The sequence below is a fragment of the Kitasatospora sp. NE20-6 genome, from assembly GCF_045862635.1.
In genome coordinates this window covers 243,063-263,413 of record NZ_BPRL01000003.1, presented here as the reverse complement: position 1 = coordinate 263,413, position 20,351 = coordinate 243,063, and the positions used below count along the sequence as shown (strand labels likewise).

At 74.5% G+C, this 20,351-nt stretch carries 21 protein-coding genes; 16 read left to right on the top strand and 5 right to left on the bottom strand.

Features of this window, described 5'->3' with window-relative positions; all coding sequences use genetic code 11:
- Positions 1–20: 20 nt before the first annotated feature.
- From SNE206_RS03440 to fahA, 7 genes are all read left to right on the top strand, one after another.
- Positions 21–296, top strand: coding sequence for a hypothetical protein (locus SNE206_RS03440; protein WP_407911817.1), 276 nt, complete (start codon positions 21–23; stop codon positions 294–296).
- Between the two features lie 82 nt (positions 297–378).
- A complete protein-coding gene (locus SNE206_RS03435) occupies positions 379–678 on the top strand; it encodes a putative quinol monooxygenase (RefSeq protein ID WP_407911816.1) in 300 nt (99 codons plus the stop codon).
- A 62-nt stretch (positions 679–740) separates the two neighbouring features.
- Positions 741–2,039, top strand: a complete 1,299-nt coding sequence (locus SNE206_RS03430) for a phosphoribosyltransferase family protein (RefSeq protein ID WP_407911815.1) — start codon at positions 741–743, stop codon at positions 2,037–2,039.
- A gap of 152 nt (positions 2,040–2,191) precedes the next feature.
- On the top strand, positions 2,192–3,400 hold the full coding sequence (gene hppD, locus SNE206_RS03425) for a 4-hydroxyphenylpyruvate dioxygenase (protein ID WP_407911814.1): 1,209 nt from the start codon (positions 2,192–2,194) through the stop codon (positions 3,398–3,400).
- Positions 3,401–3,456: 56 nt separating this feature from the next.
- Entirely contained in the window at positions 3,457–4,656 is a 1,200-nt protein-coding gene (locus SNE206_RS03420; RefSeq protein ID WP_407911813.1) for a homogentisate 1,2-dioxygenase, read from the top strand.
- Positions 4,653–5,462 carry a hypothetical protein gene (locus tag SNE206_RS03415; protein WP_407911812.1) on the top strand — a complete coding sequence of 270 codons (810 nt, stop codon included), beginning with the start codon at positions 4,653–4,655 and terminating at the stop codon, positions 5,460–5,462. Before SNE206_RS03420 ends, SNE206_RS03415 begins: the two co-directional genes overlap by 4 nt.
- Positions 5,459–6,667, top strand: a complete 1,209-nt coding sequence (gene fahA, locus SNE206_RS03410) for a fumarylacetoacetase (protein ID WP_407911811.1) — start codon at positions 5,459–5,461, stop codon at positions 6,665–6,667. Before SNE206_RS03415 ends, fahA begins: the two co-directional genes overlap by 4 nt.
- Positions 6,668–6,713: 46 nt before the next feature.
- On the opposite strand, the gene SNE206_RS03405 is transcribed toward fahA, so the two are convergent.
- Positions 6,714–7,316 carry a hypothetical protein gene (locus SNE206_RS03405; RefSeq protein WP_407911810.1) on the bottom strand — a complete coding sequence of 201 codons (603 nt, stop codon included), beginning with the start codon at positions 7,314–7,316 and terminating at the stop codon, positions 6,714–6,716.
- An 85-nt stretch (positions 7,317–7,401) separates the two neighbouring features.
- On the opposite strand from SNE206_RS03405, the gene SNE206_RS03400 reads away from it, so the two are divergent.
- The 3 genes from SNE206_RS03400 (at position 7,402) to SNE206_RS03390 (ending at position 10,237) form a co-directional block, all read left to right on the top strand.
- Complete coding sequence (locus tag SNE206_RS03400) at positions 7,402–8,424, top strand: enoyl-CoA hydratase/isomerase family protein (RefSeq protein ID WP_407911809.1); 1,023 nt, start codon at positions 7,402–7,404, stop codon at positions 8,422–8,424.
- A 106-nt stretch (positions 8,425–8,530) separates the two neighbouring features.
- Entirely contained in the window at positions 8,531–9,307 is a 777-nt protein-coding gene (locus SNE206_RS03395) for an enoyl-CoA hydratase (RefSeq protein ID WP_407911808.1), read from the top strand.
- Positions 9,308–9,394: 87 nt separating this feature from the next.
- Positions 9,395–10,237, top strand: coding sequence for a VWA domain-containing protein (locus SNE206_RS03390; protein ID WP_407911807.1), 843 nt, complete (start codon positions 9,395–9,397; stop codon positions 10,235–10,237).
- On the opposite strand, the gene SNE206_RS03385 is transcribed toward SNE206_RS03390, so the two are convergent.
- Together SNE206_RS03385 and SNE206_RS03380 are read right to left on the bottom strand one after the other, a co-directional pair.
- A complete protein-coding gene (locus SNE206_RS03385; protein ID WP_407911806.1) occupies positions 10,227–12,095 on the bottom strand; it encodes an NAD-binding protein in 1,869 nt (622 codons plus the stop codon). The genes SNE206_RS03390 and SNE206_RS03385 overlap by 11 nt on opposite strands.
- A 95-nt stretch (positions 12,096–12,190) precedes the next feature.
- The gene (locus SNE206_RS03380; RefSeq protein ID WP_407911805.1) at positions 12,191–12,814 is read right to left on the bottom strand and encodes a LysE family translocator; all 624 of its coding nucleotides are present in this window, start codon (positions 12,812–12,814) and stop codon (positions 12,191–12,193) included.
- A gap of 116 nt (positions 12,815–12,930) precedes the next feature.
- Here SNE206_RS03380 and SNE206_RS03375 point away from each other — a divergent pair, with 116 nt between their 5' ends.
- From SNE206_RS03375 to SNE206_RS03365, 3 genes are all read left to right on the top strand, one after another.
- Positions 12,931–13,401 carry an Lrp/AsnC family transcriptional regulator gene (locus tag SNE206_RS03375; RefSeq protein WP_407911804.1) on the top strand — a complete coding sequence of 157 codons (471 nt, stop codon included), beginning with the start codon at positions 12,931–12,933 and terminating at the stop codon, positions 13,399–13,401.
- 105 nt (positions 13,402–13,506) lie between these two features.
- The gene (locus SNE206_RS03370) at positions 13,507–13,767 is read left to right on the top strand and encodes a hypothetical protein (protein ID WP_030265899.1); all 261 of its coding nucleotides are present in this window, start codon (positions 13,507–13,509) and stop codon (positions 13,765–13,767) included.
- Between the two features lie 553 nt (positions 13,768–14,320).
- Complete coding sequence (locus SNE206_RS03365) at positions 14,321–15,412, top strand: ROK family protein (RefSeq protein ID WP_407911803.1); 1,092 nt, start codon at positions 14,321–14,323, stop codon at positions 15,410–15,412.
- Here the strand turns inward: SNE206_RS03365 and SNE206_RS03360 are convergent.
- Both SNE206_RS03360 and SNE206_RS03355 read right to left on the bottom strand, forming a co-directional pair.
- A complete protein-coding gene (locus SNE206_RS03360; RefSeq protein WP_407911802.1) occupies positions 15,402–16,655 on the bottom strand; it encodes a cytochrome P450 in 1,254 nt (417 codons plus the stop codon). The two genes, SNE206_RS03365 and SNE206_RS03360, sit on opposite strands and share 11 nt — an antisense overlap.
- Positions 16,656–16,722: 67 nt before the next feature.
- Entirely contained in the window at positions 16,723–17,616 is an 894-nt protein-coding gene (locus SNE206_RS03355) for an EI24 domain-containing protein (RefSeq protein ID WP_407911801.1), read from the bottom strand.
- 133 nt (positions 17,617–17,749) lie between these two features.
- On the opposite strand from SNE206_RS03355, the gene SNE206_RS03350 reads away from it, so the two are divergent.
- From SNE206_RS03350 to SNE206_RS03340, 3 genes are all read left to right on the top strand, one after another.
- Positions 17,750–18,736 (top strand): MBL fold metallo-hydrolase, encoded by a 987-nt coding sequence (locus tag SNE206_RS03350; RefSeq protein ID WP_407911800.1) that lies wholly within the window; start codon positions 17,750–17,752, stop codon positions 18,734–18,736.
- A 422-nt stretch (positions 18,737–19,158) separates the two neighbouring features.
- Positions 19,159–19,692 (top strand): hypothetical protein, encoded by a 534-nt coding sequence (locus SNE206_RS03345; protein ID WP_407911799.1) that lies wholly within the window; start codon positions 19,159–19,161, stop codon positions 19,690–19,692.
- 115 nt (positions 19,693–19,807) lie between these two features.
- A complete protein-coding gene (locus SNE206_RS03340; RefSeq protein WP_407911798.1) occupies positions 19,808–20,311 on the top strand; it encodes a hypothetical protein in 504 nt (167 codons plus the stop codon).
- The last annotated feature ends 40 nt before the right edge of the window (positions 20,312–20,351 follow it).

Sequence of the window (20,351 nt, the reverse complement as noted above, 5' to 3'; positions counted from 1 at the left end):
GCCCGGCACAGTGGCCAGCAGTGCCCCCGCACGAAAGGCCTCCGGCATGCCGCCGCACCCGACCGGCCCGCCCACTCCGCGACCGCACCGGCGACGGCCTCGCCCGGGTCTCCATGGGCGACCACGCCGGTGTCCGGGCCGCCGAGGGCACCGGCCCGGACACCGCCTGCCGCCCGGTCAAGCAGCCGCAGGCCCGGCCGGTGCCCGGCTCGTACCCGCAGTCCTCCTGCGTGCGCCACGCCCCGGACACCGGCGAGTACACCGTGTCACCGGCAGGCTTCGCCCGGCACACCTGAACACCTGAGCACCGCCCGGCACCAGCCGGCCCGGCCCGTCCCGTTCGCCCCGCCCCGCCCCGCCCCGCCCAGGAGGTCCGCCATGCCCCCCGTCGCCCTGCTCGCCCGCATCGAGGCGAAGCCCGAACACGCCGAGGCCGTCGCCGAGCTGCTGCTCGGCGCACTGCCGCTCGCCCAGCAGGAGGTGGAGACCCGCACCTGGTACGCGTTCCGGGAGAGCACGACGGTGTTCGGCATCTTCGACACCTTCGACGACGAGCAGGGCCTGCAGGCGCACCTGCAGGGCCCGATCGCCGCGGCGCTCATGGAGGCCGCCCCGCGGATGCTCGCCGCACCGCCCGACATCCGCCGGCTGGACCTGCTGGCCGCCGCCCTGCCGTAGGCGCAGCGGAGCCGGCCTGCGGGTGCGCCCCCGGACGTACGGTGGACGTGGAGAGGTCAGCCATGTACTACACCGACCGCGAGGAAGCGGGCCGCCGGCTGGCGGCCGAAGTGGAGCGCTGGCGTGACGCCGACCCGGTCGTGGTGGCCCTGCCGCGCGGCGGCGTACCCGTCGCCGCGCCGGTCGCCCGGGCGCTGGGTGCGCCGCTCGACATCTGCGTGATCCGCAAGCTCGGGGTGCCCTCCCAGCCGGAGCTGGGCATGGGCGCCATCGGCGAGGGCGGCACCCGGGTCGTCAACGAGGCGGTGGTGCACGGCGCCCGGGTGAGCGCCGGGCAGTTCGCCGAGGTGGAGCGCCGCGAGCGCGCCGAGCTGGAGCGCCGGGCCGCCCGCTACCGCCGCGGCCGGTCCCCGGTCGCCGTGCGCGGGCGCACCGTCGTCGTCGTCGACGACGGCGTGGCGACCGGCTCGACGGCGCTCGCGGCCTGCCGGATCGTCCGGGCCCGCGGGGCGGCCCGCGTGGTGCTGGCCGTACCGGTCGCCCCCGCGGACTGGGCGCAGCGGCTCGGCGGCGATGTCGACGCGCTGGTGTGCCCCCACACGCCCACGCGGTTCCGGGCGATCGGCGAGTTCTACCGGGACTTCACCCAGACCTCCGACGCCGAGGTCGAACGGCTCCTGCACGAGGCCGCGACCGCCCGTCCGGCGGACGGCACGGAGATCACCCTGGACGCCGGCGGCGCCGCCCTGAGCGGCACCCTCGCGGTGCCCCCGGGCGCCGTCGGGCTGGTGCTGTTCGCGCACGGCAGCGGCAGCAGCCGGCACAGTCCGCGCAACCGCCACGTGGCTGGCGAGCTCCGCCGGGCCGGTCTCGGCACCCTGCTGCTGGACCTGCTGACACCCGAGGAGGAGCCCGACCGGGCGAAGGTCTTCGACCCCGTGCTGCTCGGCGGCCGGCTCGCCGCCGTGACCCGGTTGGTCACCGCACGGCCGGACTGCGCCGGGCTGCCCGTCGGCTACTTCGGGGCCAGCACCGGCGCGGCGGCGGCGCTGTGGGCGGCCGCCGAACCCGGCCTGCCGGTGGCCGCGGTGGTCTCCCGCGGCGGCCGGCCCGACCTCGCGGGCGACCGGCTGCCCGCGGTCACCGCCGCCACCCTGCTGATCGTCGGCGGGGCGGACACCACCGTGCTGGAGCTCAACCGGCGGGCCGCGGACGCGCTGCGGTGCGAGCACGAGCTGGCCGTCGTTCCGGGGGCCACGCACCTCTTCGAGGAGCCGGGTGCGCTGGCGGCCGTCTCCGGGCTGGCGGCACAGTGGTTCGACAGCCGACTCGCCGCAGCCGCCGCCGACTGGGCAACCTGACCAGCCCTGACCCCGGGGACCTGCTCATTCTGTACACATTGATCAGTGCGGATCGCAGCTGTTGCCCAACCCCCCGGCCGCGGGCATTCTCAGCGCAACCGCAACCGCCCCACCCCCCGCGGTGCGGAGAACCTCAACGTGGAGGAGCACCGATGACCGCCAACGCCGTGGAACTCACCCCCGAGGAGCTGGAGGCCGGGCTCGACGCCGAGCAGCTGCGCACCCTCGTCGGGCTGGTCGAGCACGACCCCGCGGGCGATCCCTTCCCGGTCACCGCGCAGGACGCGGTGGTGTTCGTCGTCGGCAACGCCACCCAGACGGCGCAGTTCTACCAGGCCGTGTTCGGCATGGAGCTGGTCGCCTACTCCGGCCCCGAGACCGGCCGCCGCGACCGCAAGGCGTTCGTGCTGCGCTCCGGCTCCTGCCGCTTCGTGATCAAGGGCGGGGTCTCCCCCGACAGTCCGCTGCTCGACCACCACCGCCGCCACGGCGACGGCGTCGTCGACCTCGCGCTGGAGGTGCCGGACGTCGACCGGTGCATCGCGCACGCCCGCGCCCAGGGCGCCGTGATCCTGGAGGAGCCGAACGACGTCTCCGACGACAACGGCACCGTGCGCCGCGCCGCCGTCGCCACCTACGGCGAGACCCGGCACACCCTGATCGACCGCTCCCGCTACCGGGGTCCGTACCTGCCCGGCTACGTCGCCGCCGAGACCCGGGTGCAGCGGCCGGAGGGTGCGCCGCGGCGGCTCTTCCAGGCGCTCGACCACGCGGTCGGCAACGTGGAGCTCGGCCGGATGAACGAGTGGGTCTCGTTCTACAACCGGGTGATGGGCTTCGTGAACATGGCCGAGTTCGTCGGCGACGACATCGCCACCGACTACTCCGCCCTCATGTCGAAGGTCGTCGCGAGCGGCAACCACCGGGTGAAGTTCCCGCTGAACGAGCCCGCGATCGCGAAGAAGAAGTCGCAGATCGACGAGTACCTGGAGTTCTACACCGGCGCCGGCTGCCAGCACATGGCGCTCGCCACCAACGACATCCTCACCACCGTCGACGTGCTGCGCTCGCGCGGCGTCGAGTTCCTCAACACCCCGGACTCGTACTACGACGACCCGGCGCTGCGGGAGCGGATCGGCAAGGTCCGCGTGCCGATCGGGGAGCTGAAGAGCCGCGGCATCCTCGTCGACCGCGACGAGGACGGCTACCTGCTGCAGATCTTCACCAAGCCGATCGGCGACCGGCCCACCGTCTTCTACGAGTTCATCGAGCGGCACGGCTCGCTCGGCTTCGGCAAGGGCAACTTCAAGGCGCTCTTCGAGGCGATCGAGCGCGAGCAGGACAAGCGCGGCAACCTCTGAGCCCCTCCGAGCCCCACCCTCCGAGCCCCGACCCCTGAGCCCCGAGGAGACCCACGATGGCGCACTACCGGCAGCTCGGCGACATCCCGCGCAAACGGCACACCCAGCACCGCACACCCGAAGGCGGGCTGTACTACGAGGAGTTGATGGGCGAGGAGGGCTTCACCTCGGACTCCTCCCTGCTCTACCACCGGGGCATCCCCTCGGCGGTCGTCGACGCCCGGCCGTGGGAGCTGCCGGACCAGGCCACCACGCCGAACCACCCCCTGCTCCCCCGCCACCTGAAGCTGCACCGGCTCTTCGGCGAGGAGTGGAAGGGCACCGACGTGGTGGCCGGCCGCCGCCTGGTGCTCGGCAACGCCGACGTGCGCATCTCGTACGCCGTCGCCGGCGCCCCGAGCGAGCTCTACCGCAACGGGCTCGGCGACGAGTGCGTGTACGTGGAGTCCGGGAGCGCCGCCGTGGAGACTGTCTTCGGCACGCTGGAGGTCGGCCGGGGCGACTACGTGATCATCCCGCGGGCCACCACGCACCGCTGGGTGCCCACCGGCGACGGCCCGCTGCGCGCGTACTGCATCGAGGCCAACAGCCACATCACCCCGCCCAAGCGGTACCTCTCGCGGTTCGGGCAGCTGCTGGAGCACGCGCCCTACTGCGAGCGCGACCTGCGCGGACCGGACGGGCCGCTGCTGGTGGACGGCGCGGACGTCGACGTCCTGGTCAAGCACCGCGGGCCGCACGGCGTCGCCGGCACCCGCTACACCGTGCCGCACCACCCCTTCGACGTGGTCGGCTGGGACGGCTGCCTCTACCCGTACGCCTTCAACATCGCGGACTTCGAGCCGATCACCGGGCGGATCCACCAGCCGCCGCCGGCCCACCAGGTCTTCGAGGGCGCCAACTTCGTGATCTGCAACTTCGTGCCGCGCAAGGTCGACTACCACCCGCTGTCGATCCCGGTGCCGTACTACCACGCCAACGTCGACAGCGACGAGGTGATGTTCTACTGCGGCGGCGACTACGAGGCCCGCAAGGGCTCCGGCATCGGCCAGGGCTCGATCTCGCTGCACCCCGGCGGGCACACCCACGGCCCGCAGCCGGGCGCCTACGAGCGCTCCGTCGGCATCGAGTTCTTCGACGAACTCGCCGTCATGGTCGACACGTTCCGCCCACTGGAGCTCGGCGAGGGCGGCACCGCGAGCGAGGACCCGGGCTACCCCTGGACGTGGTCCGGCGGGCGGGGGCCGGCCCGGTGACCGCCCTCTTCCGCGGCCTCTTCGACGACGCCGCGGTCTTCCCGCCCGGCGACCTGCCGCTCGACGAGGCCGTGGCCGCCCACCGCCGGCACCGCACCGCCTGGTACGCGGACACGGTCGGCCCCCTGCTCTGCGGACCCGCCCTGCTGCCCGCCCTGGTGCGGTCGGGCCGCGGGCTGCCCGTCGGGCTGGTACTGCCGGGGGGCAGTACGGGCCCGGCCGCGGCGCTCGCGGACGCCGCCGGACTCGACGTGGCAGGCCTGGAGATCGCCACGAACGACGTGGCCGCCACCGTGGCGCAGCTCGGCGCCGAACTGCCGCCCGGCATCGACGCCGCCGTCGAACTCCCCCGCGACGGACGGACGGAGGCCTCGCTCGACGCCCTCGCCGGCACGCCGTACCGGGCGAAGTACCGCACCGGCGGGCTCACCGCCGACGCCTTCCCGTCCGTCGCGGAGCTGGCCGGGTTCCTGGCGGGCTGCGCCGGGCGCGGCCTCCCCTACAAGTGCACGGCCGGCCTGCACCACGCGGTGCGGCACACCGACCCGGCGACCGGCCACGACCACCACGGCTTCCTCAACGTGCTGCTGGCCGCGGCCGCCGGGGACGACCGGGCGGCCGCGGCGGAGGCGCTCGCCGAGCGCTCCGGGCCCCTCCTCGCCAAGGCCGCAGCCGAATTGACGGATGCTCAGGTGCGCGGCGCACGGGCCGCGTTCACGTCGTTCGGCACCTGCAGCATCGACGAACCGCTCGCCGACCTGGCCGGCCTCGGCCTGCTCGGCCCACCACCGCTGGAGGACCGTTGACCTGGCTCGCCATCCCCCAGGACTCCCCGTACGGCGTGCACGCCCTGCCGTACGGCGTCTTCACCGCCGACGACCGGCCCGGCCGCCGCCGGATCGGCGTCCGCATCGGCGACCGCGTGCTGGACGCGGGCGCCGCCGCGCGCGCGGTCGGCGCGCCGTCCGTCCTGCTCGACGCCGACTCGCTCAACCCGCTGATGGCGGCCGGGCACCGCACCTGGCGGGAGGTCCGCGGGGCGCTCACCGCGTGGCTGACCGACGAGGCGCACCGGCCGGCCGTCGCCCCGTGCCTGCTGCCGCTGCACGCCGTCGACCTGCACCTGCCGTTCGAGGTCGCGGACTACGTCGACTTCTACGCCTCCGAGCACCACGCCACCAACCTGGGCCGGATCTTCCGCCCCGGCCAGGACGCGCTGACCGCCAACTGGAAGCACCTGCCGATCGGTTACCACGGCCGCGCGGGCACGGTGGTGGTCTCCGGCACACCGATCGTCCGGCCGCACGGCCAGCGGAAGGCCCCCACCGACGCGCTGCCGTCGTTCGGACCGACCCGGCGCCTCGACATCGAGGCCGAGATCGGCTTCGTCGTCGGCACGCCCAGCGAGCTCGGCAGCCGGGTGCCGCTCAGCGGCTTCCGCGCCCACGTCTTCGGCGTGTGCCTGCTCAACGACTGGTCCGCACGGGACATCCAGGCGTGGGAGTACGTGCCGCTCGGGCCGTTCCTCGGCAAGTCGTTCGCCACCTCCGTCTCGCCGTGGGTGGTGCCGCTGGACGCCCTGGAGCAGGCCCGCGTCACCCCGCCCCACCGCGACGTCGACCCGCTCGACTACCTCGACGACCGCGGCGGCGAGCCGTGGGGCCTCGACATCGCCCTGGAGGTCTCCCTCAACGGGCACGTCGTCAGCCGGCCGCCGTTCGCCGCGATGTACTGGACGGCCGCGCAGCAGCTCGCCCACCTCACCGCCAACGGCGCCTCCCTGCGCACCGGCGACCTCTACGCCTCCGGCACCGTCAGCGGCCCCGAGCCGGAGGGCCGCGGCGCCCTCATCGAGCTCACCTGGAACGGCGAGCAGCCCGTCAAGCTCGCCGACGGCACCACCCGCACCTTCCTGGAGAACGGCGACGAGGTCACCATCACGGCCACCGCCCCGGGGCCCGGCGGCACCCGGATCGGCTTCGGCGAGGTCACCGGGCGGATCCTGCCCTGACCCGCGCCACGGCCCGGACCCCGGCGCCGCCGGTGGGCCGCCCGGTTCAGCCGTGGACCGGGCAGCCCACCGTGCGGAACGGCTTCGGCGAGGCCCGCACCGGCTCCACGGCCGTGTCCCAGCCACCGTCGCGGCGGCTCAGCACGACCAGCCGGTTCGTCCCGGCGGCCCGGTCGCGGCGGTAGGCGGCCAGGCCCTCCGCGTCCGGGCCGGCCAGTTCGGCCGTCACCTCCTCGACGAGGCAGACCGGGCAGCCGCCGCCCGGCATCACCACGTCGCGGCGGGAGGTGCCCTCCCAGACGCCGTCCATCATCACGGCGCCGCCCGGGGCCACGGCCAGCGTCAACTGCTTCCGCCCGGTGTCGCTGCGGGCGTCCGCGAGGAGCTGCGCCTTCACCTCGGCCATGGGCGTACGCGGCAGCCGCGTCCCCGTGACGGCGGCGACGACGAACTCGATCAGCGTCACCGCCAGCAACGCGACGGCCGGCCAGACCAGCCAGCCGGGCCCCGGGCCCAGGCCCCGCCACAGGCCGAGCCCGCCGAACACCAGGGCCATCAGCAGCGACCCCGACGTGAAGCCGCGCCGGAACAGCCCGCGCAGCAGCAGCCCGATCACCCCGACGGCCACCACGACATCGACGAAGTCCATCTCTCACCCACCGTCTCCGGCGCCCCCCACGGGCTGCCCCGCACGTATCGTGTCAGCCGGACCGCCCGCACGACAGGAGTAGCGCATGACAGTGGAGTTCCGACGCGACGGCCTGGCGGGCCGCATCGTCCTCGACCGGCCGAAGGCGCTCAACGCGCTCACCCACGCCATGGTGCTCGACATCCGCGACACCCTCACCGCCTGGGCGGACGACGACGGCGTCGCCACCGTCGTGCTGACCGGCGCCGGCGAGCGCGGGCTCTGCGCGGGCGCCGACATCCGGGCGCTGCACGACGACGCCAGGGCGGGCGGCGCGCAGGCCCGGGTGTTCTTCGCCGACGAGTACCGGCTGAACCTGCAGATCTCCCGCTTCCCCAAGCCGTACGTCGCCGTGATGGACGGCATCACCATGGGCGGCGGCGTCGGCCTCTCCGCGCACGGCGGCGTACGTGTCGTCACCGAACGCTCCACGGTGGCCATGCCGGAGACCCGCATCGGCCTGATGCCGGACGTCGGCGGCAGCCACCTGCTCGCCCACGCCCCCGGCGAGCTCGGCACCCACCTCGCGCTCACCGCCGCCGCGATGGGCCCCGGAGACGCCCTGCTCTGCGGCTTCGCCGACCACTTCGTGCCCGCGGCGGCCCTGCCGGAGTTCACCGCGGCCCTCGCCACGCTGACCCCCGGCGAGGCCCTGGCCGCGTACGCCGCCGGGGCGCCCGCCGCCGGGCTCGCCGCGCAGCGCGGCTGGATCGACACCTGCTACGCCGCCGGGAGCGTGGAGGAGATCCTGGCCCGGCTCGACGCCGACGGCGGCGACGGCGCGGCGGAGGCGGCCCGGGAGATCCGCGCCAAGTCGCCCACCGCACTGAAGGTCACCCTCGCCGCGCTGCGCCGCGCCCGTACGCACCGCACCCTCGCGGAGACCCTGGAGCAGGAGTACACGGTCTCCTGCGCCGCGCTGGAGTCGCACGACCTCGTCGAGGGCATCCGCGCCCAGGTCGTCGACAAGGACCGCGACCCGCACTGGAAGCCGGCCTCGCTCGCCGAGGTCACCGCGGCCGACGTCGACCGCTACTTCACCGCAGGCCCGGAGCCCGGCGCGGCGTGACGCCCGTCTCGGCCGGCGGTACTGGCGCACCGACCGGTCGGTCGGCGATCGTAGGCACCGTCAGGGCCGGCGCCGGGCAGCGGCGCAGCGAAGGGAGTCAACGACGATGACCGAGTACGGGACGATCCTGGTGGACCGCAAGGACCGGGTCGGGGTGATCACGCTCAACCGGCCGAAGGCGCTCAACGCGCTCAACGCGCAGCTGATGGACGAGGTGGTCGCCGCCGCCACCGCGTTCGACCGGGATCCCGGCATCGGCTGTCTGGTGATCACCGGGTCGGAGAAGGCCTTCGCGGCCGGGGCCGACATCAAGGAGATGCAGGACAACCGCTTCCCCGACGTCTACCTGGACGACTGGCTCGGCCCGTGGGACACCCTCGGACGGCTGCGCACCCCGGTGGTCGCCGCGGTCGCCGGCTACGCGCTCGGCGGCGGGTGCGAGCTGGCCATGCTGTGCGACATCCTGCTCGCCGCGGACACCGCGAAGTTCGGCCAGCCGGAGATCAAGCTCGGTGTCATCCCCGGCATCGGCGGCTCGCAGCGCCTGACCCGCGCGGTCGGCAAGGCCAAGGCGATGGAGCTCTGCCTGACGGGCCGGATGATGGACGCGGAGGAGGCGGAGCGGGCCGGCCTGGTCTCCCGGATCGTCCCGGCGGCCGACCTGCTCGACGAGGCGATGGCCACCGCCGCGACCGTCGCCGCGATGTCGGCCCCGGCCGCGGTGATGATGAAGGAGAGCGTCAACCGGGCGTTCGAGACGACCCTCGCCGAGGGCGTGCGCTTCGAACGGCGGCTGTTCCACGCCGCGTTCGCGACCGCGGACCAGAAGGAGGGCATGAACGCCTTCGCCGAGAAGCGCCCCCCGGAGTTCCGCCACCGCTGACGGTGCGCCGGCCCGGCGGCCGATCCCTTGCCCGCCGGGCCGTGTGCTGCGACGATCGCAGGCCGGACGAGACCGAGGGGCCTGCTCATGTGGATGTTCCGTCGCCGCCGGCGTGCAGCCGGCCCCGCGCCCGAGGCCGCCGCCGCGCCGAACCGCCCGGCACCGGCCGCGCCGGAGACCCCGGGGCGCCCGGCGCGCGACGTCGCGGCCGCGGGGCCGGCGATCGACCTGACGAAGCTCCGGGCCACCGCCCCCGCCCTGGTGTCGCTCTACAAGGCCGCCGGTGTCTCGCTGCGCAAGCAGGGCCTGGACGGCCGCCGCGCCGCCGTCTACCTGGTGCTCGACCACTCCGCGTCGATGAGCGCCCTCTACCGCGACGGCTCGGTGCAGCGCCTCGCCGAGCAGTCGCTCGCGCTCTCCGCCAACCTCGACGACGACGGCAGCGTGCCGGTGGTGCTCTTCAACGACCGCGCGTACGAGCCGCAGGAGGTGCTGATCGGCCGGCACACCGGCGCGGTCGAGCAGGTGCGGAAGGACGTGGGCGCGCAGTTCGGCGGCACCCGGTACGCGCCCGCGATGCGGGCGGTGCTGGCGCACCACCGGGAGTGCGGCGCCACCGACCCGGCGTTCGTGATCTTCCAGACCGACGGCGCCGCCTTCGACAAGAAGGCGGTGCTCACGCTCCTGCGGGAGTCGTCGGAGCTGCCGGTCTTCTGGCAGTTCCTCGGCTTCGGGGAGCACGACGCCAAGCACTTCCGCTTCCTGCGCTCGCTGCCGGACGCCGACGGCCGGGCCACCCCGAACGCCGGGTTCTGCGCCACCGGCCGGCATCCGCGGTCGCTGGCCGACGACGCGCTGTACGAGCGGCTGCTCGCCGCGTACCCGGCGTGGCTGGCCGCGGCGCGGGCGGAGGGCGTCCTCACGGACTGACCGGGGCGCCGTCCGGCGGACCGGCGGGCGGTGGCACGGCGGACGGTGGCGCGGGCGGCGCCGCGGCGGGCGGCGGCACCGGCTGCGCGGGGCCGACGATCCGGGCGAGCCCGCTGCGCGTCGCGGCGACGACGATCCGGTCACCGGCCACCAGGCGGCGGGACCGGTCGGCGACGTTCCACTGCACCTCGCCGGGGCGGCGGGCGAGCCGCACCCCGATCACCCGTACCCCGCCCGGCCGTTCGACGGCGTGCAGGTCCGCCCCGACCAGGCCGGAGCCCGCGTCGGCGGCCAGCTCGGCGACGAGCAGCACGTGGCGGTAGACCGAGAGCGTGCCGAGCACCTCACGGCCCATCAGGGCGGCGGCGAACGCCGGGGCGGAGAGGTAGGAGACCGAGCGCGAGGCGACGTCGCCGAGCGTCGCGTACACGTGGTGCGCGAAGTCGTCGTCGAAGAGCCGCACCACGATCCGCACGTCCGGGCGGACCGCGCGGGCCTCCAGCGCGGCCTCCAGGTTGGCCGCGTCGTCGCTCGTCACCGCGGCCAGCGCGCGGGCGTGGTGGATCCGGGCGCGGCGCAGCTGGCTCGCCAGCGGTGCGTCGCCGACCAGCACGGGAATGCCGAGCGCGCGGACGGCGGCGATGCCGCGGGCCTGCGGGTCGCGCTCGACGCAGACCACCGGCACCCCGGTCTCGTGGACGAGCGTGGCGACCCGGATGCCGACACTGCCCAGCCCCACCACGACGACGTGCCCGCGCACCCCCGCGCTCGGCCCGCGCGGCACGCCGCGGCGGCCGCTGGCGAGCGCCTCCACCACGATCGCGGTGGCCAGCGGCATGAAGGTGATGCCGCAGAAGGTGATGACGACCTGGGCGATCCGCGCCCAGGCCCCGCCGGGGCCGCCGGCGCCGGGGGTGTCCGGCTGGGCGGCGCCGGCGAGGTCGAGCAGGGCGAGGTAGAGGGTCCAGCCGAGGTCGCGGTGGCCGAGGTAGAGCACGGCGGTGCTCAGCAGGACGGCCGCCAGGGCGGTGCTGAGCACCAGGCGCATCCGTACGCCGGTGACGGCGTGCAGGGCGTCGACGAGGGCCCAGCGCAGCCGCGACCTCCACGGGATGCGCAGCGGCGGCTCGCTGCCGAGCGCCTGGAGCGCGGCCAGGCCGCCGCCGGCCCCGGGCGGGTCCGGCGCCGCGCCCGGCGGCAGCGGCCCGGCGTCGCCGATCCGCCGTGCCAGCGCGATGAACTCGGCGGCGCGGCCGGCCGCGTCGGGCAGCAGGCGCAGCCGGGTGAGGTCCTGCCGGTCGATCCGGTCGGCGGCGAGGCACAGCCGGCCGTCCTCGCGGATGTCCTCGTCGTACGCCACGTAGAGGTAACGCCCGTCGACCGGGACGGAGTTGGGGCGGCCCAGGGCGCTGCTGGCGAAGGCCGGGGCGGCGGTGGCCGAGCCGGAGAGCGCGGTGCAGTTGGGCAGCAGCCGCTCGATGTGCTCGCCGAGGCGCTGGTTGAACATCCGCAGCACGATGCGGATGCCGGGGTTGGCGCCCTGCGCGGCGAGCGCGGTGTGGATGGTGTGCCGGTCCTCGCCGTCCATCAGGGCGATGCCCGCCGCGCGGTCCACGCCGGCGGCGCGCAGCACCTCCTCGGTGACCGACGCGGCCTCCAGCACGGCCGTGACCCCGGGCAGGCGGCCGATCCGCGGCCCGTGGTCCCGCTCGCGGTCGGGCACCACGGCGACCACCGGCACCTCGTAGTGCTCGACGAGCTCCTGCAGCAGCCGGTGGGCGAGGGCGTTGCCCCCGCACACGATGTAGTGCCCGGCGTAGCCGTCCCCCCGCGGGCTCTCCCGCCCCTCCAGCGTCATACCGGCGAATCGTATGCGCCGGACCCGTCCGGCGGGCGGCCTGCAGATGTATGACGTGTGATCAGTTCGGCGACGGGGCAGCGGGAACGGACCGGTCAGGCGCCGGCGGTGACCCCGGCGACCGCGAGGAGCAGCACGGCGGAGCACGCCGTCATCCGGCGGGACGCGGCAGGGGCGGCGCCGAGGCGTTCGCCCGCGCGCCCGGCGGCGACCGCGACCGCGCCGTAGACGGCGGCGCAGGTCAGCACGTTGACGACGCCGAACAGCCCGACCTGCCCGCTCACCGGCAGCGCCCCCGCGGGGTCGACGAACTGCGGGACGAGGGAGAGGTACAGCAGCAGGCCCTTGGGGTTGAGCAGCGCCGTCAGCATGCTCTGCCGGAGCACCACCCGGTCGGGCTGCGGGGCGGCCCGCGGCAGCCGTCCGCCCCGGCTGCGCAGCGAGAGCAGCATCGTCACCGCGAGGACGGCGAGATAGGCGGCCCCGGCCCAGCGGAGCACGGGCAGGGCGGCGGGCACGGCGCGGAGCGCGGCGGCGAGGCCCGCGGCGGAGAGGGCCGTGTGCACGGCGTATCCGGCGCAGACGCCGGCGACGGCGAGCAGCGCGGCCCGGCGGCCCTGGCCGAGGCCGCGGGCGGCGATGTGCAGCCAGTCCGGTCCGGGGGTGCAGACCAGCAGGAGGTCCACTCCGAGGAAGAGCAGCAGGGTGTGCGCGTGCATGGTGTCCCGTGTCGTCCGCGGCCGGTGGTGTCGGTGACCGACGGTAGCGGCGACGGCGTGGCAGCCGATGACCGGTTCGTGCCGTCCTGCGCCCCGGAGGGGCAGAATGTTGCGCCATGGACCGCACCGACCGCAGAATCCTCCACGAGCTCCAGCAGGACGGCCGCCTCACCAACGCCGAGCTGGCCTCGCGGGTCGACCTCACCCCCTCGCCGTGCCTGCGCCGGGTGCGGCAGCTGGAGCAGGACGGCGTGATCACCGGCTACCGGGCGCTGCTCGACGGCGCCGCCGTGGGCCGCGGCTTCCAGCCGTTCGTGACGATCGTGATGCGGCACGAGGACCGGGCGACCGTCGCCGGCTTCGAGCAGCAGGTGGCCCGGCTGCCCGAGGTCGTCGAGGCGCACCGGCTCTTCGGCGACCCGGACTACCTGCTGCGCATCGCGGTCGCCGACCTCGCCGCGTACGAGCGCTTCGTGACGGACGTGCTCTCCGGCCTGCCCGGGATCGCCCAGGTCAACTCGCTGATGACGATGAAGCGGGTGAAGGCCGACACCGGCCTGCCGGTCGTACCGGAACGGCAGGCCTGAGGACCGGCGGGGCGCCGTTCGGCACCTCACCGATTGCCGCTCCCGCAGGGCCGCCGGACACTCGGAGAGCCGGGAGACACGGACGAGCGGAACGAGGTGGAGACCATGGCGGTCTGCGTGGTGTGCAAGAACGACTACTGGCTGTCCTTCGAGATCAAGACGGTCAGCGGCGACACGTACACCTTCGACAGCTTCGAGTGCGCGATGGAGAAACTCGCCCCGCGCTGCGAGCACTGCAGCGTGCGGATCGTCGGCCACGGCGTGGAGGTGGCCGGCATGTTCTTCTGCTGCGGCAACTGCGCGCGGGCCAACGGCGGGCTCGGCGACCAGATCCGCGACGCGGTGGGCGCCCACCCGGGCAGCTGAACCGTCCGCCCCGAGCCGGCGCGCCGACACGGCCGGCTTCACGGCGGAGCAGGCGAGCCGGATCCGCAGCGGGGTGCCGTCGGCCGAGGACCTGCCCTTCGCGTCCGGGGTCCGGACGGGTACGGCCGCGGGGGTGCCGTGGGGCAGCGCCGGTTCGCCCTGGTGAGGGCGGGCGTACCGGCGGTGGGATGCGGCCGGCGGGCGGCGGACGACCGAGCGGCGGTCCGCGGACCGCGGCCATGAGGTCGTTGTCGTGGACGATCGCGGTGAGCCGGTCGGGCGAGGAGGCCCGGGGCCGACGGACGTGTGACGCAGGCGCCGTATCAGCGCCATGCCCATAGAACGCTCAAGGCTTGCTTCCAGGAGGTTTGGCAACGGAACCGGTCCTGCGAACTAAAATTTACTGAAGCCGATCTCCGGAGCCCCAGGGGCCGGTCGGCCCGCGGCCCGGAGCTGGACAACGTTGTCTTGGCAGTCCAGACTCGTCCCGGGCGGTCCGGTGACCCACCGGACCCGCCGCACCACGACCCGACGCACCGGCCGGAGAGCCACCATGAGCAAGCAGCGGACCGCCCCCCACCGGCCCAGGCCCGCCGCGGCATCCCCGCTCTACGCGGCCCTGGACATCGGCGGCACGAAGATCGCCGGTGGCCTCGTCGACGCCGAGGGCACGCTCCTCACGCAGGTGCAGCGCCCCACCCCCGCCCGGGAGGCCGCCGACGTCGTGGCACGGGCCCTCGACGAGGTGCTCACCGAACTCGCCGGGCACCCGTCCTGGCCCGAGGCGGTCGCCCTGGGCGTCGGCAGCGCGGGCCCCGTCGACATCCGGGCCGGCCGGGTCAGCCCGGTCAACATCCCCGCCTGGCGCGGATTCCCCGTGCTCGACCACATCGCCGCCCACCCCGCCGCCCGCGGCCTGCCCGCCGTCCTCGGCGGCGACGCCGTCGCCATGACCGCCGCCGAACACTGGCGGGGCGCCGCCCGCGGGCACCGCAGCGCCCTCTGCATCGTCGTCTCCACTGGCGTGGGCGGCGGACTCGTCCTGGACGGCGCCGTGCACACCGGCCCCACGGGCAACGCCGGCCACCTCGGCCACATCACCGTCGACCTCGACGGAGACCCCTGCCCGTGCGGCTCGCGCGGCTGCCTCGAACTGCTCGCCAGCGGCACGGCCATCGCCCGTCACGCCCACGACCACGGCTGGCGGCCCACCGGCCCCGACGCCTCCGCCGCGGCCGTCGCCGCCTCGGCCGCCGCCGGGGATCCCGTCGCGATCGGCGCCTTCGACCGGGCCGCCCAGGCCCTCGCCGCCGGCATCGCCGCCACCGCCACCCTGGTCGAACTCGACACGGTCGTCGTCGGCGGCGGCGTCGCAGGCGCGGGCGAACTCTTCTTCGCACCCCTGCGGCGCCACCTCGCCACCTACGCCGCACTGCCCTTCACCGCGGGCCTCACCGTCACCCCCGCACTGCTCGGCACCGACGCCGGACTGGTCGGCGCCGCCGCCCTCGCCATCGCCGCCGCCGGGCCGGACGCGGCCCCGGACGCACGGACGGAGACGGAGACAGGGACAGGGGCACGGACGGACACGGGGACCGGCGCGCGGACCGCCGGGCCGGCCGCGGCAGGCGCGCTCAGCCGGTGAAGCGCAGCGACCGCACCCGGTGGTCGAAACTGGACGGGATCAGCACCGGCTCGCCCACCGACCGCACCTCCGGCAGCCGGGCGAAGAGCTCGCGGTAGAGCACCTTCATCTCCTGCCGGGCCAGGTAGGCGCCGAGGCAGAAGTGCGGGCCGCCGCCGCCGAACCCCAGGTGCGGGTTGGGCGAGCGGGTGATGTCGAAGGACTCCGGGTCGGCGAAGACCGCCTCGTCGCGGTTGGCCGCGCCGAAGAACAGCACCACCTTCTCCCCCTGCACCAGGCGGGTGCCGTGCAGGTCGTGATCGGCGGCGACCGTCCGGCGGAACTGCACGATCGGCGTGGACCAGCGGACGATCTCCTCCACCGCACCGCCGACCCGCGGCTCGAAGTCGTCCAGCAGCAGGGCGCGCTGCTCCGGGTGCACGGTCAGCAGGTGCAGGCCGTGCGCGAGCGCGTTACGGGTCGTCTCCACGCCGGCGACCAGCAGCAGCGAGAAGAAGGCGCCCAGCTCACGGGAGTTGAGGTGCCGGCCGTCGACGTCCGCGGTGACCAGCGCCGAGATCAGGTCGTCGGCCGGACGCCGGCGGCGCTCCCGGCCGAGTGCCGCGATGACGAGCTGCATCCGGCCCAGCGCCCGCAGCCCCCGGCCCGGCACCCGCAGCCGGCTGCGCGCCACCCCGGTGTGCTCGGACGCGTGGTTGACCAGCGCGAGGATCTGCCGGCGCTGCCGCTCCGGGATCCCCATCATGTTGCAGATCACCTGGTACGGCAGCTCCGCGGCGACCGCCGACACGAAGTCGTCCGGCCGGCGCTCCAGCACGTCGTCGACGACCCGCGCGGCGACCCGCCGGATGTCGTCCTCCACCCGGGAGATCAGCCGCGGGGTGAAGGCCCGCGAGACGATCCGCCGCAGGTCCGCGTGGTGCGGGTCGTCGAGGTTGACCATCGAGTCGCCGAACAGCGCCCGCACCCAGCCCGCCGGCTCGGGCGTGGTGACGCCCGGACCGCTGACGAACACCTCGGGAGTACGGCTCGCGGCCACCACGTCGGCGTGCCGGACGAGCGCCAGGAAGGACCGCCCCGACGCCCGGTCGGTGAAGCGCACCGGGCCGTCCAGGCGGCGGAGCTCGGCGAAGGCCGCCGCCCGGTCCCGGTCGGGGAGCCGCCAGAAGCCGGGGTCCGCAAGATCGATCCCGGCCGGGGCCGGCGGGGTCGCGGTCGCTCGGGTGCGTGCCGGTGCGCTCATGCGGCTTTTATCCGCCAGATGGTGGCGGAAAGTCAAATCACCGTCACACTGCGTGGCTTCGGCCGTGTCACTTGCTGAAGTCGATGCTCCGCCCGGCGCGGCCGTCGTGCTCCGGCCCGTGCCCGCCGCGGCCGCCGTACCCACCGTGGGCGCCGTCCGCGCTCCGGCCGCCGGCACCCTCCTCCTCGGTGTCGTCCCCGTCGGCACCCTCCTCGCCGGTGTCGCCCACCGGGGCGAGGTCGCGGGCGAGCAGGGTGGCGCCGGCCACCGCGCCCGGCATCGCCAGCACGGTCAGGAACGGCACCAGGAAGAGCAGCACCAGCGGCGCGCCGAAACCCAGCGCCAGCCCCAGCCGCGACCGCAGCAGCCGCAGCCGCTCGCGCTGCGGGATGCCGCGGCGCTGCAGGGCCACCGCCGCCAGCTCCACCGTCAGGAAGTAGCCGGAGGCCAGCACGCCGAGCACCGGCACCACCGTCTGCCCCACCACCGGCAGGAAGCCGCCCGCGAACAGCAGCACGCCGATCGCCACCACCCGCAGCAGCACCGACAGGCTGTCGCGCGCCGACACCAGCAGCTCCCGCCAGAGCGGCACGTCCGGCTTGGCCGGGGCGCCGCCCTCGGTCTCGTCGACCTTCTCGCAGAGCGACTCGTAGAACGGCTGCCCCACCAGGAGCGTCACCGCGGTGAAGGTCACCACCGACAGCAGGCCGCCGCCCACCACCACCGTGGCCGCCAGCGCCCCGCGCAGCAGGCCCTGCCACGGCGAGGCCCAGTCGTCGGCGAACGGCGTCGCCCAGTCGGCGAGGTCGCCGGACCAGACCACGAGCGCGACCATCGCCGCCACGTACCCCACCAGGGCGATCAGCGCCGGGATCATCCCGAACCCCCACCACCGGGCATGCCCGGCCACCCACCGCTGGCCCTTGAAGAGATAGCCGATCCCCGCCGCAACGTCTCGCATGGGAAAAGCCTACGGGCCGGTCCGGCCGGACCGCCGGGGGCCTCGGCGGAACCGGAACGGTCGGTATGCGGTCCTTCCCGCCGGGCACAGGAGTTCGCCTGCGCCCCATCGGCCGAGAGGATGTCAGAAACCCGTGACCGCACACCCGTTGGCACGACGCACCCTGCTGAGGACGGCCGCCGCGGGGGCAGCCGCCCTCCCCGCCGCCGCCCTGCCCGCCCACGCCGCGGCCGCGGCCCCCGCGGCGGACCCCGCCCCGACGGGCGGCACCGCGACCGCCTTCACCTGGCTCGGCAACTCCGGCTGGCGGATCGAGGGTTCCGGACGGACGGTGCTCCTCGACCCGTACCTCACCCGGTACGACACCGGGCTGTTCCCCGCGACCAGCCGCAAGCCCGCCTTCGACCCGGCGACCGAACTCACCGTCGACACCGCCCTCGTCGAGCAGCACGCCGGCCGGCCGGACCTGATCCTCGTCAGCCACAGCCACTGGGACCACGTCAACGACGTGCCCCACATCGCCCGGACCACCGGCGCGACGGTCATGGGTACCCAGACGACCTGCCACCTGCTGGCGGCGATGGGCGTCGACCGGGGCCGGCTCGTCCCCGTCAAGGGCGGTGAGGTGCTCGACTTCGACGGCTTCACCGTGGAGACCGTCGGCAGCCTGCACAGCCGCAACGCCAAGCACACCTACTTCGCGCCCGGCACCCTCACCGCGCCTCCCGCCCAGGCCCCGCGGACCATCACCGACCTGCCCGAGGGCGACACGCTCGCCTTCCAGATCCGCTTCGGCGACGGCCCCTCCGCCTTCCTCATGGGCGCGAGCGACTTCGTCGAACGCCACGTCACCGGGCTGCGGCCCGACATCGCCATGGTGGCCGTGCCGAGCCGCACCGGCACCACCCACGCGTACGCCTCACGGCTGCTGAACGCCCTCGGACGGCCCCGCACGGTCGTGCCCGTGCACTGGGACAACTTCGAGACCCCGATCGGCGAACCCGCCCTGGCCGACAGCTCCATGGACCTCGACGGCGTCGTCGCCGAGGCCCGCCGGCTCGTACCCGGCGGCCGGGTGATCGTGCCCGAGCACCTGCAGACGCTGCGGTTCGGCGGCTGAGCCCGGCGGCCGGGACGGATCCGCATCCCCGGCCGCCACCCGGCGGCCGGGGAACCGCGGGGGCCCCGGCTCCGTCGAAGTCCCGGCACCGCGACGGACACCGCGGCGCCGACCGCCGCCGCGACCCGGACGAAGGGGGGCGAATGCCTCCCGCCATCGCGACAAAAGGCATCGGATGCAGCGGACGGCGACAAATACGCCACACACACAGGACGGAGACAAAACAATTCCAGAACGACATTGTCGTCCATAGCAAGAACTCCATTGATTCGTCAACGACGGACACTTGGGCTGCAGGCACCAGGGGGGAAATGACCTGCCGTCGGGCGCACATCGCCCGCAGTTATCCGGCACCTTCGGCGCCGGGGAGCGGCAGGCCGTTCCGGCTTGGAAACAATCCATGATCCGGAAGGTGGAATTCCGTGCGGACAAGTGGCCGCCTCGGCCTGCTCACAGCACTCGTGACCGTCGCCGGCATCGGCGCCCAGACAGCACCCCAGGCCGCCTACGCGACCTACTGGTCCGGAGGCATGCCCTCCGCGAGCTTCAGCATCCGGACCTTCTCCTACAACGACACCTGGCAGACGCCGCTGACCGCCGCCATCTCCAACTGGAACGGCACGCCCACGCCGGCAGCCATCGGCACGCTCTCCAACTCGCCGAACACGCTCAGCGTCACCTCGTACGCGGACACCTGGTACGGGCTCTTCACCAGCACCGGGTCACGCAACAGCAGCCGCACGTTCAGCATCAAGCTCAACACGACCACGATCGTCCGGGACGCGACCAACTGGAACAACATGGTGACCCGCGTCTTCGGCCACGAACTGGGCCACGGACTCAGCCTCGTCGACAACCCGTCCACGTCATCGGCATCGATCATGAAATACGAGTCGTGGAACACGCTGGTCAAACCGACCACCTACGACATCGACGACGTCAACGCCATCTACTAGAAATCGGGGAAAGCGTTGAAAAAGCTCATTCTCCCACTGGTCTGCGCAGGTGCTCTCGCCCTCGGCAGCACGGCGTGCTCGTCGGCCGGGGGGGCAGTCGTCCGCGATCACCGAAGTGGCGTACCACGCCACGTACCCCTCCTACACGTCGAGCAGCGAGCTGTTCGGGAAGGCCGACCTCGTGATCGAGGCGGTCACCCTGCCGGGCAGCGAGGTGCGCAACCTGACCCCGAACGTCCCGACGGGGACCGATCCCAAGCTGAACCCGGCCGCCGGCACGGGCGCTGCCGCCGCCGACCAGCCGCTCGTGGTGACGGTCGTCGCCGTCACGGTCGGCAAGGTCTACAAGGGCGCGGCCAAGGCCGGGGACCGCGTCGAGATCAAGCAGCTGGGCGGTCTCCTCGGCACCACCCGGTACACCTCGGAGGACAAGCAGCTGACTCCCGGTCAGTCGTACCTCCTGTACCTGACCACCTTCCCGGACGCCCCGGCCTCGATGATCACGCCGCTGCAGGGCCAGTACGCCCTGCAGCCCGCCGGACCGCCGAAGCCGCTCGGCGGCAACACCCTGGCGCCGAGCAAGGAGGAGCTGGACGGACTGGCCGCCACCGCACGGTAGGACCGCCGGCTCCGCGGGCCGTGAAACCCGCGGGTAACGG

Bases quoted from the DNA above. Each gene is read 5' to 3' on its own strand.
- SNE206_RS03435 (WP_407911816.1), top strand. From the start codon at position 379: ATGCCCCCCGTCGCCCTGCTCGCCCGCATCGAGGCGAAGCCCGAACAC.
- SNE206_RS03430 (WP_407911815.1), top strand. From the start codon at position 741: ATGTACTACACCGACCGCGAGGAAGCGGGCCGCCGGCTGGCGGCCGAA.
- hppD (WP_407911814.1), top strand. From the start codon at position 2,192: ATGACCGCCAACGCCGTGGAACTCACCCCCGAGGAGCTGGAGGCCGGG.
- SNE206_RS03420 (WP_407911813.1), top strand. From the start codon at position 3,457: ATGGCGCACTACCGGCAGCTCGGCGACATCCCGCGCAAACGGCACACC.
- SNE206_RS03405 (WP_407911810.1), bottom strand. From the start codon at position 7,316: ATGGACTTCGTCGATGTCGTGGTGGCCGTCGGGGTGATCGGGCTGCTG.
- SNE206_RS03400 (WP_407911809.1), top strand. From the start codon at position 7,402: ATGACAGTGGAGTTCCGACGCGACGGCCTGGCGGGCCGCATCGTCCTC.
- SNE206_RS03395 (WP_407911808.1), top strand. From the start codon at position 8,531: ATGACCGAGTACGGGACGATCCTGGTGGACCGCAAGGACCGGGTCGGG.
- SNE206_RS03390 (WP_407911807.1), top strand. From the start codon at position 9,395: ATGTGGATGTTCCGTCGCCGCCGGCGTGCAGCCGGCCCCGCGCCCGAG.
- SNE206_RS03385 (WP_407911806.1), bottom strand. From the start codon at position 12,095: ATGACGCTGGAGGGGCGGGAGAGCCCGCGGGGGGACGGCTACGCCGGG.
- SNE206_RS03380 (WP_407911805.1), bottom strand. From the start codon at position 12,814: ATGCACGCGCACACCCTGCTGCTCTTCCTCGGAGTGGACCTCCTGCTG.
- SNE206_RS03375 (WP_407911804.1), top strand. From the start codon at position 12,931: ATGGACCGCACCGACCGCAGAATCCTCCACGAGCTCCAGCAGGACGGC.
- SNE206_RS03370 (WP_030265899.1), top strand. From the start codon at position 13,507: ATGGCGGTCTGCGTGGTGTGCAAGAACGACTACTGGCTGTCCTTCGAG.
- SNE206_RS03365 (WP_407911803.1), top strand. From the start codon at position 14,321: ATGAGCAAGCAGCGGACCGCCCCCCACCGGCCCAGGCCCGCCGCGGCA.
- SNE206_RS03360 (WP_407911802.1), bottom strand. From the start codon at position 16,655: ATGAGCGCACCGGCACGCACCCGAGCGACCGCGACCCCGCCGGCCCCG.
- SNE206_RS03355 (WP_407911801.1), bottom strand. From the start codon at position 17,616: ATGCGAGACGTTGCGGCGGGGATCGGCTATCTCTTCAAGGGCCAGCGG.